At 62.5% G+C, this 15,175-nt stretch carries 13 protein-coding genes; 2 read left to right on the top strand and 11 right to left on the bottom strand.

Going from position 1 to position 15,175, the window contains the following annotated elements; genetic code table 11:
* Position 1: 1 nt before the first annotated feature.
* From J2857_RS06000 to J2857_RS05990, 3 genes are read right to left on the bottom strand one after another with little or no spacing between them, the layout of a single operon-like run.
* Complete coding sequence (locus J2857_RS06000; protein ID WP_210009072.1) at positions 2 to 1,276, bottom strand: ABC transporter substrate-binding protein; 1,275 nt, start codon at positions 1,274 to 1,276, stop codon at positions 2 to 4.
* A 51-nt stretch (positions 1,277 to 1,327) separates the two neighbouring features.
* Entirely contained in the window at positions 1,328 to 2,929 is a 1,602-nt protein-coding gene (locus J2857_RS05995; protein ID WP_210010054.1) for an FAD-dependent oxidoreductase, read from the bottom strand.
* Positions 2,930 to 2,943: 14 nt separating this feature from the next.
* Positions 2,944 to 3,975 (bottom strand): LacI family DNA-binding transcriptional regulator, encoded by a 1,032-nt coding sequence (locus J2857_RS05990; protein WP_210009071.1) that lies wholly within the window; start codon positions 3,973 to 3,975, stop codon positions 2,944 to 2,946.
* 108 nt (positions 3,976 to 4,083) lie between these two features.
* On the opposite strand from J2857_RS05990, the gene J2857_RS05985 reads away from it, so the two are divergent.
* Complete coding sequence (locus tag J2857_RS05985) at positions 4,084 to 4,746, top strand: SGNH/GDSL hydrolase family protein (RefSeq protein ID WP_210009070.1); 663 nt, start codon at positions 4,084 to 4,086, stop codon at positions 4,744 to 4,746.
* A gap of 64 nt (positions 4,747 to 4,810) precedes the next feature.
* On the opposite strand, the gene J2857_RS05980 is transcribed toward J2857_RS05985, so the two are convergent.
* The 8 genes from J2857_RS05980 to J2857_RS05945 form a co-directional block, all read right to left on the bottom strand.
* On the bottom strand, positions 4,811 to 5,992 hold the full coding sequence (locus J2857_RS05980) for a mandelate racemase/muconate lactonizing enzyme family protein (RefSeq protein WP_210009069.1): 1,182 nt from the start codon (positions 5,990 to 5,992) through the stop codon (positions 4,811 to 4,813).
* A 10-nt stretch (positions 5,993 to 6,002) separates the two neighbouring features.
* The gene (locus J2857_RS05975; protein ID WP_210009068.1) at positions 6,003 to 6,914 is read right to left on the bottom strand and encodes a dihydrodipicolinate synthase family protein; all 912 of its coding nucleotides are present in this window, start codon (positions 6,912 to 6,914) and stop codon (positions 6,003 to 6,005) included.
* Positions 6,911 to 7,747: a carbohydrate ABC transporter permease gene (locus J2857_RS05970; RefSeq protein ID WP_210009067.1), complete on the bottom strand. Its 837-nt coding sequence runs from the start codon at positions 7,745 to 7,747 to the stop codon at positions 6,911 to 6,913. Before J2857_RS05970 ends, J2857_RS05975 begins: the two co-directional genes overlap by 4 nt.
* Position 7,748: 1 nt before the next feature.
* Positions 7,749 to 8,681, bottom strand: coding sequence for a carbohydrate ABC transporter permease (locus J2857_RS05965; protein ID WP_210009066.1), 933 nt, complete (start codon positions 8,679 to 8,681; stop codon positions 7,749 to 7,751).
* A 185-nt stretch (positions 8,682 to 8,866) separates the two neighbouring features.
* Positions 8,867 to 10,138, bottom strand: a complete 1,272-nt coding sequence (locus J2857_RS05960) for an extracellular solute-binding protein (protein WP_210009065.1) — start codon at positions 10,136 to 10,138, stop codon at positions 8,867 to 8,869.
* Positions 10,139 to 10,223: 85 nt separating this feature from the next.
* Positions 10,224 to 11,030 (bottom strand): SDR family NAD(P)-dependent oxidoreductase, encoded by an 807-nt coding sequence (locus tag J2857_RS05955; RefSeq protein ID WP_210009064.1) that lies wholly within the window; start codon positions 11,028 to 11,030, stop codon positions 10,224 to 10,226.
* A complete protein-coding gene (locus J2857_RS05950; protein WP_210009063.1) occupies positions 11,027 to 12,121 on the bottom strand; it encodes an ABC transporter ATP-binding protein in 1,095 nt (364 codons plus the stop codon). Before J2857_RS05950 ends, J2857_RS05955 begins: the two co-directional genes overlap by 4 nt.
* A gap of 17 nt (positions 12,122 to 12,138) precedes the next feature.
* Positions 12,139 to 13,863: an SMP-30/gluconolactonase/LRE family protein gene (locus J2857_RS05945; RefSeq protein WP_210009062.1), complete on the bottom strand. Its 1,725-nt coding sequence runs from the start codon at positions 13,861 to 13,863 to the stop codon at positions 12,139 to 12,141.
* Positions 13,864 to 14,005: 142 nt separating this feature from the next.
* Here J2857_RS05945 and J2857_RS05940 point away from each other — a divergent pair, with 142 nt between their 5' ends.
* Positions 14,006 to 15,157, top strand: a complete 1,152-nt coding sequence (locus tag J2857_RS05940) for a mandelate racemase/muconate lactonizing enzyme family protein (protein WP_210009061.1) — start codon at positions 14,006 to 14,008, stop codon at positions 15,155 to 15,157.
* Positions 15,158 to 15,175: the final 18 nt, after the last annotated feature.

The raw sequence follows: 15,175 nt of genomic DNA, 5'->3' as shown, positions 1-15,175 counted from the left end.
CTCAGCGCTTCAGAAGCGGGCCGATCTGGCCGCAGATCTGCTGGAGGGCCGCCGGGATATTCGCATCCGGGCGCCAGACGGCATCGAGGCCGGAGCGAACCGCCTGCTGGATCTGCGCAAAGCCCGTATGACCCGGAATGACCTTGCCGGTGGCGATGCCGGAGATCACGACCTTGTCGATCTGTTCCTGGCTGAGCAGCGGATTGGTCTTCTTCAGGACCTCGGCGTTCAGCAGGGATTTGCGGGCCGACGGGAAGAACTGGCTGAGTTTGGCCGAATTTTCCGGGTTCGTCATATAGGCGACGAATTCGGCGGCCGTCTTGGCGTTCTTGCCCGCCTGCATGACACCGACGCCGGCCTGGCCGATCAGCGCATAGTTGCCGGCCGGTCCCTTGGGCAACGGCACGAGATCCCAGGCGAAAGGCTTGTCCTTCGGCAGCAGCGAGGCGCGGCTGATCTGCGTGATCGTCATCGCCGCATTGCCGGCGAAGAAGTCGACGCTTTCGCCGGGACCCGGCATTGCCTTGTTCTTGAAGGCCGCCTCATGGATGAAGGTCAGTGCATCGACCATCGGCTTTTCGGTCATCGTGCAGGTCTTGCCGTCGGCGCTCCAGGGCGAGGCGCCCCAGCCGTTCCAGATGGAAGCGAGGTTCTGCCAGGTCTGGTAATTGAAGTCGCGAACGATCAGGCCGCCCTTGCCCGGGACCTTGCCGACGGCAGCGGCCGTAGCGATGGCGTTGTCCCAAGTCCACTGGTTGGCGGCGATCATTTCTGCCGGCGTCTTGACGCCGGAGGCCTTGATGAGGTCGTTATTGACGAACATCGCAAACGGCGAGGTCGAGAACGGATAGGCAAACAGCTTGCCGTCCTTGGTCCAGCGCTCGGCGGCCGTCGCGCTCAGTTCTTCCGCGTTATAGCCCTTGGTGGCCTTGAGCGTATCCGTCAGCGGATAAAGCGCGCCGGAATTGACGAAGTCATAAGCGGCGGTTTCGAATATCCAGGCCATGTCGGGCGCATTGCCGCCGGCGATCTGCGTGGTCAGCGCCGTCGTATAGGTTTCGAACGGCAGCGACTCGTAGGTCACCGTGACATTCGGATGGTCCTTCTTGAAGCCGGCGGCGATCTCGTTGAAGAGCTTCAGATGCGCCTCGTTGGCGCTCCAGATCGTCATGCGCAGGTTGACCGCGTCCTGCGCGTTGGCGATGCCGCTCCAGCAGAGCGGCACGGCCAGGGCCAGTGCCGCGACCGCAGATTTCAAAGTCCGATGATAGTTCATTCCCGTTCCTCCTCCAAAGGTTGGTTTTGTTGGACAGGCCTGCGACCGTCCTTAATAGGCCGCGATATCCGGCCAGCGCATTTCGATGCCTTCGCGGCTGAGCTCTCTCTGGAAATTCTGGAGCTTCTCGTCGTTTTCCTGGACCTGATGGGGCGTCAGTTGCTTGTCGAGGCAATGGGCGGCGAGCATGCCGGCGACCTCGCCGACGTTCCATTCGACCGGGTGCAGCCGGTAGCAGCCATTGGTGATGTGGGTGGTGCCGATATTCTTGCCGGCGGGGATGAGGTTCTTCACCCGCTGAGGCAAAAGCGCACCGAGCGGAATCTCGAACGGGCAGGACGGTACGTCGATATAGTTGTCGCCGCCGGTCGAGGGATGCAGGTCGATGCGGTACATGCCGATGCCGATGCTGTCGCGGTAGTTGACCGCGCCCTTCTCTCCGCGCACCGAATAGGAAAGGTCCTGCTCGACGATGCGGGTGACCGGCTTGATGCGGCGGCTCTCACGGATATAGGGAGCCATGGCGAGCCCATGCTCGGTGCCGGTGATGTCGCCGCGCAGGCGAAGCCCCGGAAAACCCTGGCCGCCATCGACGCGCGGCGCTTCGGTCTGCAGCCAGTAGAACAGCGAGTAGGAAAGGTCGGCCGCGGCTTTCAGCTGCTTTGCCTTGTCCTCTTCGGAAAGGTCGATAATCGTCCCTTCCATATAGTCGATCATCGGCCAGTTCACGAGGCAGATATCAGAAGCATAAGCGCCGGGCACGAAGTTGTTGCGCGCGGCGATGCGGCGGAAGATCCACAGGTTCTCGTCACCGCCGCCCTTGCGCTGGTCGGCATCGACGGCGAGCGGATCGTCATTGGGATTGGGCGTGAACGAGCGGGTGGTGAAGTCCAGCGTGCGCGGATGCGGCGCGGTGAAGCCGAGCAGCGGGCCACCCCAGAAATGCGGCTGGTACTTGCGCCAGTAGTCGTAGTTCTCCGGCTTTTCGATCGTCTGGTCGCCGTCGACGTGATCGATCGCAAAGCAGATCGACACGGCCTGGACATTGTCCGGCTGCGCCTCTGACGGCGCACTCGGCTCGCCAGTGTCGGATTGGGCCTCGAAACCCTTCACATATTCCGTACCGGTCATCGGCAGCAGGTCACCGAGCTCGGTGGCATCGAGAATATAGGCGGCGGAAATGGTGATCTCGCGGCCGGTGTCGCGATGACGGACTGTGACGGAACGCACCGTATCGCCTTCGACGTCGGCTGCCACAGGACGGTATGGCTGCAGCACTTTCAGCTTGCCGGCGCCGCGATAGGGCGCAAGCATCGCCTCCATCACGGCAAGGCTGACGCGCGGTTCGGCGCAGATGCGGCTGACCCAGCCGGCACCCGGATTGAGGTCGCCCCAGGCGCGCGCGCCCTCGGTCAGCGGATAATGGTCGCGGTAATATCGGCGGATGCCTTCCCGCAGCTTCCTGTAAGAGCGGGTGATGCCGAACTGTTCGACCCAGGTGTGCTCGTCGGAAGGTACTGCCTGGCTGGTCAGCTGGCCGCCGATCCAGTCGAACTCCTCGGTCATGATGACGTTGCGGCCGGCCCGGCATGCGCCGAGTGCTGCCGCAACACCGCCAAGGCCGCCGCCCACCACCAGAATATCCGTATGCATCTCTGTCACGTTGATCACGTCCGTCTTTTTGCGGGTCCGAGGGTTTCCCCCTCGACCGGTTCACAGGTCAGAAGAATTTGGCTGCCAGGCTCGCCGCGCTCGATGCGGCGCACCAGCATGGCAGTCGCCTGCCGGCCCATCTCCTCGCGGGGGATGTCGAAGGCGGTGAACTGCACATGGCTGCGCTCGGCGCGGATATGGCTACCAAGCACAACAGCGGAAAAGTCACCCGGGATAGACAGGCCGCGCTCACGGGCGGCTGCCTCCACGCGCACCGCATCGGCAAGTTCGACGAAGAAGGCCACGGTCGCACCGCAGCCGAGAAGAGCGTCGAGGATCTCCTCCGCCGCACGTCCGACCGTTTCGACATGCAGCACGAGTTCGAGACCGTCACCGAGCGCACCATAAAAGCCCGACCACCGATCGGCAGTCGATTCCGCCGGTCCCGGCGGGCCGATATAGGCGAGCTTCGAATGCCCGAGCGCCCTTGCCTTCTCGACCAGCGCACGTGTGCCGTTGGCATAGTCGCCGCCGACATAGGGAACTGGCCCGCCGGCATCCTCGCGTCGGCCTATCGCCACGAACGGATAGTCGCCCCCCACCAGCCGCGTCAGCTCTTCGCGATCGAACTCGCGGCCGAGCACGAGGCAGCCGTCCGCGATCCGCAGCCGGTTGCCGTCCGCAAAGATTTTTCGATCCTGTCCGACGCCGGCGCCGGTCAGGAGCAGAAGGTCGTAGTTCTGGATCTGGGCCTCCTCCTCGATGCCGAGCAGGAAGGGCGTGAAAAAGTCCGCCTGGGCGCTGGGAAATGCCGGCTCGTAGGTGAACACACCCAGAATGCGATTGAGCCCCTTCGCCATCCGGCGCGCAATCGGATCGGCGACATAGCCCGTCGTGCGGATGACATGCTGGACGCGTTCGCGAGTCTCCTGCGGAATGCGCGCCAAAGCGGTCGGCGCACCGTTCAGCACAAGCGAAACGGTTGCCTGGCTGACGCCGGCAAGCTTCGCAATATCGTGCTGAGTCAAACGCTTAGGCGCGGCCACGCAACATCCTCCCACTCTCCTCTTGACTGCTAATACGCATTAGCAGCTAATACGTATAAACAGGATTACCTCGGCAGCTGTCAAGCGGGAAAATGAAGGAGGAAATTGATGATATTTGCGGAGCATCTGAAATCGCTGGAGATTTCCGGCATCCGCGTATTCGGCGACAGCATCACCGCCGGCTTCAACGCCTCCCGCCCAGAACTTGCCTGGCCGGCGCTGTTTGCCGGTGCGGTCGATGGCTTCCCGATCCGCAATCACGCCATCCCGGGAACGGTGTTGCAGGGTTCAAGGTTCGCCGAGGGAAAGCCGAGGCCGAACAATGGAGTCGGGAGGTTTGTTCAATCACTTCTTGATCGGCCGCACGAGGACGCGATCCTGATCCTTTATGGTTACAATGACGCCCGCTACACCGCGGCCCCCGAAACGATGAACGTCGCAAGCTTCGTGCGGGATTATAGCCGTATCCTGAAGGCGCTGATCGCCGCCGGCCACGGGCCACGGATCGCGATCGGCAGCCCGCCCTATGTTCCGGGTGCCGGATTCTCGGTTGGAAGTGCGGGGTTCACCGGCCAGACTCGCCGGGGTTTTGAGCGTTATGTGGAAGCGGTCCGCGATCTTGCTGGGCAATTCTCGGTTTTTTACGCCCCGGTCTACGAACGGATGATGGAGCACGACGACGGCCTCCTCACCTCGCCCGACATCACCCACCCCAACGACGCCGGCCACCGGGTGATCTTCGAAGCGTTCCGGGATGCAGCACGGCGATGATCTCAGGCGCCGCGCCACAGTCTCCATAAGGTGACAGGCCCATCAGCAGTCAGCGCCGATCCTGTCACCGTCTGACAACAAACTCGAACACTTCCTCCTTCGGCTCGACGCCGAGGCCTGCACCGGTCGGCACCACATAGGTGCCCTCGACCGACGCCATGTCGCCCTTCGTATAGGTAAGGTTCCGGTCGAAGATCGAGTGCTGGTATTCGTGATAGGGGACGTTCTGCAGTGCCGACGACGCCTGCAGGCTGGCCGCCATGAAGATGCCGACGCTGATCGAGGCATGCGGCATGATGTTCATGTGAAAGGCCTGCGCCATCTGGCCGATGCGGATGAATTCCGTGATGCCCGTATGGCCCATTTCCGGCTGTACGATGCTCATCGCCCGCTTCTCGAAACGCGGCCGGTATTCGTAGGTGGTGCGCAACTCCTCGCCGAGCGCCAGCGGCACGCCGATACCGGCCGCCACCCGCGCCTGGCCTTCGAGGTTTTCCGGCTGGACCGGCGCTTCTGCGAAATAGAGATTGTACGGCTCCAACCGGCGGATGATGCGGATCGCCTCACCCGCCTCGAACTTCCAGTGCAGATCCACCATCAGGTCGATATCGGGGCCGACGGCTTCGCGTAAGCTCGCCATTTCCCTGACGATATCCTCTTCGGAAACGACTGCGGCGAACTTGATGCCCTTGTAACCCTTGCCGACCCAACAGGCAGCAAGGTCGCAACGCTCCTTCAGCGTCGCCTTTGGCAGGCCAGAGACATAGGCGCGGATCGTATCATGCCGCCGCCCTCCGAGCAGCGTCGAGACCGGTATGCCAAGGTTCTTGCCGGTGAGATCCCAGAGCGCGATGTCGACGCCCGCCAGCGCATCGAGATAATAACCGCCGAAGAAACCCCTCACCCGCATCAGGTCGTAGAGGTCTTCGTGGATGACCGCCGCATCCCCCGGATCGCGACCGATGATGACCGGGCCGAGTACGTCGTCGATGATCGCCTTGGTCGCCTCCGGCGCGACGATCCCATAACACTCGCCCCAGCCGACCTTGCCGCTCTCGCCGGTGACCTTGATCAGCAGCGTCATGTCGGTCGAGGGATAGATGGTGCGGTTGCCCTTGCGGATCAGGTAGCCGCGCGCGTTGATCGCCTCGCCTTCCTTGAGCGGCCCGAGATAGGGTACCTCGCGGGGAATGGAGATGATGAAGGTCTCGACCGAGACGATCGCATCGACGACGTTTTTCGGCATGGGTCTCGGCTCAGTTAGGCTTGTGATTGGTATAGGGCAGATCGGCCTCCGCCAGAAGCAGCGCCAGTTCCTTGGCGTCGCCTTCGTCGAATTTCGGACCCTTGCCGCGCACGAACGTGTGTCTGATCACACCACGGCGGCGCAGCACTTCCTTGGTCATGTGCATGCGGAAGATCGCCTGGAAATTCAGGAGCGGCAGCGAAACATTGTAGAGTTTTCGCGTGGTCGCCACATCGCCGTTCTGCCACGCGTGGATCATCTGGGCGTGGATATCGGCAAGCTCGGCAGCCGGCATGGTGCCTGCCGCCCCGCGCGCCAGTTCGTCCGTGACGTAACGTCCGCCGGCACCGCCGAAGATCGCATCGAGAGAACCGTTGGCCGCCGCCTTGATGCGGGTCAGGTGCTGGCCGCAGGGCGCGGTCTCTTCCTTGACATAGCGGATTTCCGGCACTGCATTGGCAACGGCCGCGACCTCTTCCGGCGTCAGCCCCGCGCCAATCGGCTTCGGCTGGTTCTGCAGCATGATCGGCACGCCGGCATTGGCGGCCACTTGCCTGAAATAGGCCGTCTGAGCGGCAATATCGTTACCGAGCGACAAGGGCGCCATCACCATAGCCGCCCCTGCCCCGATCTCGGCCGCTTGCGCCACATGTCTCGCCGCAGCCTTCGGATCCGGATCGCTGGCGCCGATGATGATCGGGATGCGCCCGCCGATCCGCTCCGCAAGCAATTCCACCTGCCGCTTGCGTTCCTCCGGCGTCAGCGTGTCCACTTCGCTGGCGACCCCCGGATACACGACGCCGTCCACGTTGCTCTCCAGCGCGAAGTCGATGACCGACAGGAAATCCGCCTCGTCGATCGAACCGTCGTCTCGAAACGGGGTGGGAAGAACGGGGAAAGCTCCGGCTAAAATCTTGCTCATTTGACTGCTCCGGCGGTGACGCCCTGAATGAAATAACGTTGGAGGAACATGAAGGCCGCGACGATCGGGGCGGACGCGATCAGCGAAGCCGCCATGGCGCCGCCCCAGTCGGAATTGACCTCGTTGAGATAGGTGAGAAGCAGGCCGGGCCCGATCGTGCGCTTCTCGTCCGAGACGATCAGCGTCATAGAATAGAGAAGGTCGTTCCAGGACCACATGAAGGAATAGAGGAAGACAGTGACGATCGGCGGGATCGAAATCGGGATGACGATCGTGTGGAAGATGCGCAGGTCGCTCGCGCCATCCGCCCGCGCCGCGTCGATCAGTTCGTCCGGCACCTGGGTAAAGTAGCTGTAGAGCATGTAGGTCGAGACCGGCAGCGCGAAGACGATATAGCTGAGGATCAGCCCCGGCCGCGTATCGAGCAGGTTCATCTCGCTCATCAACGGGTAGATAGAGATCAGCAGCAGGCCGAACGGAAACATCTGCGCCGACAGCATGAACAGCATCACCGGCTGGCGACCGAAATAACGGTATTTCGCAAAGCTGAAGCCGGCATAGAGCGCCAGAAGCGTCACCAGCGCGGCGCTGCAGGTCGAGGTGATCAGGCTGTTCATCAGATACATCGGCAGTTTGCCTGCGGTCAGCGCCCGAATGAAGTGCTCAAGGCTCGGCATGGTCGGGAACGGTGTCGGCACGACCCGGTAAAGCTCGGCATTCGCCTTCAAGGACGAAATCACCAGCCAGTAAAGCGGGAAGAACAGGAAGAAGCCGATCACAGCAAGCGCCGCAAAGAAGACAATCTTGGCCTGTCGGGAGGAAAGATCGAACATCTCAGTTTCCTTTCACCAGCATGCGCAGATAGAGGAAGGCGGGTGGCAGGAGTGCCGCGACCCACAGCACGCCGACGGCGGACGCAAAGCCAATATCCCACTGCTCGAAAGCCCGGCGATAGACCTCGACGGACAGAACCGTCGTCGCCCGTACGGGCCCGCCGCCGGTCAGCGCATAGATCGTGTCGAACTGCTGCAGGTTGCCGATCACCCCGAGAACGACGACGATCATCAGGACCGGGCGAAGGTGCGGCAGGATATGGTCGCGCAGCACCGCCCAGTTGCCAGCACCGTCGACGCGGGCCGCATCGATCTGCTCCTTGTCGAGGTTCTGCAGGCCGGCGAGGAAGAACGACATGAAGAGCGGGATGGAGAGCCAGATCTTGGTCAACACCACCGCCAACATCGCGCCTTCAGGCGTCGACAACCAGGCCTGCGGGTAGTCGATCAGGCCAAGCTCCATCAGGAAGGCGTTCAGTACTCCGTAACGGGAATTGAAGATCCACCCCCAGATGAAGGCGCTGACAGTCGAGGGCAGCACCCAGGGCAGCAGCGACATCGAGCGCAACACGGCGCGGCCGGCGAATGGCTGGTTCATGATCAGCGCCCAGCCGAGACCGGCGGCCAGCGTTCCGGTCGTCGTCAGCGCCACATAGATGGCGGTCGTCCAGAACGCCGCCCAGACATCCGGGTCCGAAGCGATCTTGTAAAAATTCTCGAAACCGATGAAGCGCGGCTCCATCATCTCGACGGTGTATTCGAACAGAGACAGGCCAAGTGCCGACAGGAACGGATAGAGGATGACCGCCGCAAAGGCGACTGCCGCCGGCAGCAGCAGAAGAAGCCCGATGCGGTTCTGCCCGGCTTTCAAGCCGCCGCGGTTCGCATGCGGCGAGACCGGATAGGCTCCGACATTGTTTTCGATCACGGCCATGAGGTCATTTCCTGTAGATATCATTATGCCAGCAAGCACAGAGCACGACGCCCCCTCACCCGGCCTCCGCTATGCTCGGCCACCCTCTCCCCGCTGGGGAGAGAAGGGATGGCGACGGCGCCGCATATCTCTTCTCCTCTCGGGGAGAAGGAGCCGGCAGGCGGATGAGGGGGGCCTCGACCGACCTATTCCGACTTCTTCGCCTTCTCCATGCTTGTCGTCAGCCGAGCCTGCATGGACTTGATGGCATCGTCCGCCGACTTCTGGCCGAGCAGCGCGCCCTGCACTTCCTCGCCGATGATGTTGGTGAGGTCGGCCGCATTCGACCAGATGCCGACTTCGTTACGGCGTGCGTCACCTGTCGCGGCCGACCAGTTCTTGAGATAGGCGTCGTCGGCAACGGCCGCGCGGGCGGACTTGGTGACCGGCAGGGCGCTCATCTTCAACGGAAGGTCCGTCTGCACCTTGTCCGAAATGATGTAGGTCAGGAACTTGTCGGCAGGATCATCTGCCTTGGCCTTGCCGCCGGCGGCGAACTGCACGAGCAGATGCCCCCACTGGACGGAAACAGGCTTGTCACCGGCCTTCAGCACAGGTGTCGGCATTGGCAGGACATTGGCGTCGAAGGCCTGACCCTTGCCGGAGAAATCACGCAGGAAGGTGCGGGTTTGCGGCGCGTCGAGATAGAAGGCTGAAGCGCCCTGCGCCAGCAGCCGACGCGAGTCCGGGCGGTCTATTTCCGGGGCCGCCAGACGGTCCTTCAACAGGCCGACCATGAAGCCGAGCGCATCGCGGCTCTGACGACTGTCGACGACGACCTTGCCGGCGTCATCGATGATCCGGCCGCCATGCACCCAGTTCCAGACCATGAAGTCGATCAGGATCGAGCCGTTGTTCTTGGTCGCCATCGAATACGGCACCGAGTTAGGCACCTTGTCGCGCACGGCGACCAGAGCCTTCTTGAAGTCGTCGACGGTCTTCGGCGCATCATTGATGCCGGCTTTGGTCAGCACTTCCCTGTTGGCCACCATGCCGATCGAGCCGGACAGAAGCGGCAGTGCAAGCTGCTTGCCGTTGATATTGCCCATGGCGAGCGCGTCCGGCGCGAAAGCCGCTTCGAGCTTGTCCTTGCCGTAGACCGTGTTCAGGTCGACCAGATTGTCGAGGCTCGCAAAGGTCGGCAGCCAGCGTTCTGAAAGCTGGGCGATGTCAGGCAAAGTCTTCGACCGGGCGCGCAAAAAGATGTTCTTCTGCATGTCGCCCCAGGCGAAGCCGAGCGGCTCGACCGTCAGCTTCTCGGCCTTCTGAAAATTATCCAGGACGCCCTGGACGATCGCCTTGTTGGCCTCTTCCGCGTAGGTGAAGCTCATGAAGCTGAGATCGGCTGCCTTCGCGGCACCCGAGCCGAGCGCAAGCGCGACGGCGGCAGTGCCGATCAGTCTGGTAAAGGTATTCATCAGATCCTCCCGAAACGATGATGATGGAACTCTGTTTCAACTTGAAAAAGGTCAAGCGGCGAGCGCCGTATCCGCCTTGCCCTCGTTAGACGACGCCTCCATCGACGATGAATGTCTGTGACGTGATGAGGCGGGAATCATCCGCCGCCAGAAACAGCGCCATGCGGGCGATATCGGGCGGCAGCAGATGCTCCTTGAGGCACTGGACCTCGAGGTATTCGGAAAACTTGCCCTGGTAGACACGCTTGGCGCGCTCCACCTGGCGCTCGGTCAGCACCCAGCCGGGCGCGATCGAATTGACGCGGATATTGCGTGTCCCCAGTTCGCGGGCGAGCGACTTGGTCATGCCCATGACGGCAGATTTTGCAGTCGTATAGAAGATCAGGCCGGCCGCCCCGCGCATCCAGGAGATCGATCCCATGTTAATGACCGACCCGCCGCCGGCCTCCGCCATTTCCGGCACGACGGCCTGCACCGCGAAGAACTGATGGCGCAGGTTGGTCCGGAAACGCTCGTCCCAGTATTCCGGCGTAACCTCTTCGAGCGGCTTGCGGTCGTCATTGCCGGCGTTGTTGACGAGCACCCGGATAGGTCCGATCTCGGAGCGGAGTGCCTCGATCCCTTCCTTCAGGGCGTCGATGTCACGCAGATCCGCGGCGCGGTAAAATGGCTTGTTGCCGGTCTTCCTTGCGACGATCTCGGCCGTCTCGTCCGCCATATTGGCATGAAGTTCGAGGAACCCAACCTTACAGCCCTGGGCGCAAAAATGTTCGACCAGTGAGGCACCGATGCCCGATCCGCCGCCGGTGATCAGTACGCCCTTGGCCTTGAGGCTCGGGTACTTCGCGGCCTCGACCTCGACCTTTGCGATAAGTTCAGGATGGATAGTCATGCGGCCTCCAGGGCAACGGGACGCGCGGAGGCAAGCGAAAGGCCATCAGCGGAAAAGACGTGGATCATCGCCGGATCGACATATACGCCGATCGGCTCGCCCCGTTTGACGGCGCGGTCGCCGGACAGACGGACGACCACCATGTCTTCGGCACCTTCGAGCGCCACGTAGGCATAGGTGTCGCTGCCGAGGTGCTCGGTCATGGTGACGATACCGGCAAGCGAATCCGGTATCCCGCGGCTCACCAGTTCCACATGTTCCGGCCGGATGCCGATTTCGACGGGTGAAGAAGACAGGTCGCGTGGCAAGCGGACTTCGCCACCCGGCACGGCAAAGACACCCTCACCCTTCCTGGCGCCGAGGCCTAGGAAATTCATCCGCGGCGAACCAATGAAGCCCGCGACGAAACGGTTGACCGGCTTGTTGTAGAGATCGAGGGGTGAGCCTATCTGCTCGACCCGGCCGGAATTCAGCACGACGATCTTGTCGGCCAGTGTCATCGCCTCGATCTGGTCGTGGGTGACGTAGACCATCGTGGTCCCGAGCGTGTCCTTCATCCGGGCGATCTCGATGCGCATCTCGACACGCAGTGAAGCGTCGAGGTTCGAAAGCGGCTCGTCGAACAGAAAGATACGCGGTTCGCGAACGATGGCGCGGCCGATCGCGACGCGCTGGCGCTGGCCGCCGGAGAGCTGGCGGGGCTTGCGTTCCAGGTAAGTGTCGATGCGGAGTTTCTTGGCCGCCTGTGCGACACGGGTGTCGATCTCCGCCTTCGGTGTGCCAGCAAGCCGCAGCGCATAGCCCATGTTCTCGGCAACCGTCATGTGCGGATAGAGCGCATAGGACTGGAAGACCATGGCAATGCCGCGTTTGGCGGGCGGCACGTCGTTCACCAGCTCACCGTCGATCGCCATCTTGCCCGAGGTGATTTCGTCGAGCCCGCAGATGAGCCGCAGCAGCGTCGACTTTCCGCAGCCCGACGGCCCGACGAAGGCAACGAATTCACCGTCCTCGACCGTCAGGTCGATGCCCTTCAGCACCTCGGCCGAACCGAAGGATTTACGGATGTCTTTGAGTTCAAGCTTGGCCATTGATGTCTCTTGATTTCTCAGCCCGCGAACATCTGTGCCGCCTGGCCCTTGATGCCGGTGTCGATGGAAAACACGCTGCCGGAGAGCGGCGCTTCGGAAAGCTGCGCTGCCGACAGCCGGATACGGGCGGAAGTCACGAACAGGGTCTGCATGTCGGGACCGCCGAAGACGCAGCTCGTCGGACGCGGTATGGGCAGGTTGATCACCCGCTCCACCTTGCCCTGCGGATCGTATCGGGTAACGCACCAGCCGTCCCAATGTGCGATCCAGACGAAACCTTCCGCATCGACCGTCATGCCGTCCGGCTTGCCTTCCGCCTCCGGCACGGTGATAAAGGTCCGGCGATTGGCGACTTCGCCGCTTTCGATATCGAAATCATAGGCATAGACCGTCTGCCGGTTGGTATCGGTGAAGTAGAAGGTGCGGTCGTCCGGGCTCCAGCCAAGCCCGTTCGAGACGTGGAAACCGCGATCCATCTCCTGCGAGCGCCCGTCCGGATCGATCCGCCACAGCCGCCCCTGGTCCGGCGTCGTGTCGATCGCCAGAGTACCGGCCCACAGCCTGCCGCGACGGTCGCATTTGCCGTCGTTGAAGCGATTGCCGGGGCGATCGGATTCCGGCCGCGAGATTGTCGTGATGTCGCCGGTCGAAAGATCGATGCCGCGGATCTCGCCATGCATGGCTGCAACGAAACCGCCGCGGGAGCGTGGGATCACGAAGCCGATCAGTTCCGGCACTTGCATGGACGTATAGGTGCCCTTGGCGGGGTCCCCGGTATGGACGGCCGGCGCCAGGATATCGACGAAATAGAGTTTCTTGTGCTCCGGCGACCAATGCGGACCTTCGCCGAGGAAAGCGCTCGCAGGAATGACGCAGCGCACATCGGCGCGATCGGGGCCGAGCGGACGCGGCTTGACCGCAAGCGACATGGGGAATTCTCCAAAATTACCGGATGTGCGGCGCGCCGCTTCGATGACGTCGCGGCCGAAGGCGTGCAGCCGGTCGACCGGCAGGCGGAAGGACGGCCCGATGATGCCGATCGCGCCGATCGGCTCGCCGCGATGGTTGAGGACGGGGGCTGCGACCGAGGAAATGCCGATATGTTGCTCATCGACCGAGACGGCGTAACCGCGCGCCTTGGTGAGATCGAGCTGGCGGCTGAGCTCTTCGGCGTTGACGATCGTGTTCGGGGTCAGCCGTTCCAGCTCGATGCCGTCGAGCAGCGCGCGACGTTTTTCGAGGGAAAGATGCGCCAGGATCGCCTTGCCGAGGCCACTGGCATGCGGTGCTGCGCGCGATCCGACGCCGTTGTTAAGGCGCAGCGGCTGCGGCACTTCCCGCTGATCGATGTAAAGGACGCTGCCACCGTCAAGCACACCGAGACGGATCGCCTCGCCCGTCAGGTCGCGAAGCCGCGCCAGTTCCGGCTCGGCAGCGCCGCGCAGGTCGAAATTGTCCCAGACCTTGTGCGCCCACTGGAAGAGCCGTGGCGCCAGGCGATAGACCTGGTCGCGGGTATCGAAGTGAAGTAGCCGCTCGTCGACAAGTGCCTGCAGCAGCCGATGCAGCGTGCCTTTTGGCAATTGCGTCTGGTCGAGCAGGTCGGTGAAGCGCAGGCCGCGGACTTCCGCCGCCACCGCATCGACGATCTGGATGCCGCGGGTCAGCGCCTGGACGCCCGGCACGCCGCCCGTATCGTTGGCGGCATCCTTGTCGATCGCTTCCAATTGTACCTTGGCCATGCCCTCTCCCTGGACGACGATTTCTGGTGCCGCTCCCACAGCATGCCGCCTCGCTCTTGCCAAGAGAGTTATCTTGGAACTAAGTTCCATGTCAACAGCGAAACTGAAGCGGCCATTGAACGGTCGTCCATGGGAGGGTATTTTGCGCATTACCAAAGTGGACCACTGGCTGGTCCGTATGCCGTTTACCGAGGACATTCTCTGGGGTTCCGGCCGGCGAATTGGCACGACGCGGCTAATCTGCCGAATCGAGACCGATGCCGGGATCATCGGCTGGGGCGAGACGATCTCGCTGATCGCCAACGTGCCGGCGGTGTTTGCCGATATCGTCGCGCCGCTGGCGATCGGATATCCGGTCGCGGATGCGGAGCGGTTCCACCGCCATGTGCTCGGCGCCGGCTTCTATCACCATAAGCGTGCGGCGGTGATGGCGATCTGCGCCATGGAAATGGCAATGTGGGACGCGCTCGGCAAACAGGCGAACCTGCCGCTCCATGCCATGTGGGGTGGCCGCTGGCGCAAGGATGTCGAGGCCGCCGCCTATCTCTTCACCAACGATCCCAAAGGTCTTTCGGAGCGCCTGAAGCGTTTCCTCGATCTTGGATACACCACCTTCAAGGTGAAGATCGGCTTCGATGAAAGGACCGACATCACGCTCGCGGAGACCTCCAGAAAGGTGATCGGCGACCATCCGCTGCGGCTCGACGTCAACGGCGCATGGAACCCGGCAACCGCCAAGCGCCAGCTCGAAAAGTTGAAGGCCTTCGATCCCGCCTATGTGGAACAGCCACTGGAACTCGACGACCTTGCCGGCCATGCGGCTCTCGTCGCAAACTCCTCCGTGCCGATCGCGCTCGACGAAAGCGCCTATACCCTCTCCGACGTCGGTAACATCATCCGCGCCAATGCCGCCGATGTCGTGCTCCTCGATCCGCATGAGGCCGGCGGCCTGTGGCAGACGATCAAGGCTGCCGCGATCTGCGAGGCGGTCGGCATCCCGGTGACGCTGCATTCCGGCGCCGAACTGGCCCTGTCGCAATCGGCCTATATCCATCTCGCGGCATCGCTTCCCAACATGTCGATCGCCATCGATACCGAACGCGCCTATCTCGGCGGCGATATCTCGCCCAATCCGCCAGTGCTGAAAGGTGGCCGGTTCAAGGTACCGGAAGGGCCAGGCCTCGGCGTCGAGATAGATATCGAAATGCTCGAAAAATACCGCGTGCCCGGCATTGCCGGCGCCTATCTCGATACCGAGCGCAAGGACTGGTTCCCGGTCAAACCCGCTTACTGATTCCTTGAGGATTATTTC

Source organism: Neorhizobium galegae (assembly GCF_017877055.1).
In the GTDB taxonomy this organism is placed as follows: Bacteria; Pseudomonadota; Alphaproteobacteria; order Rhizobiales; family Rhizobiaceae; genus Neorhizobium; species Neorhizobium galegae_D.
This window is presented reverse-complemented; position numbering and strand designations above follow the sequence as displayed.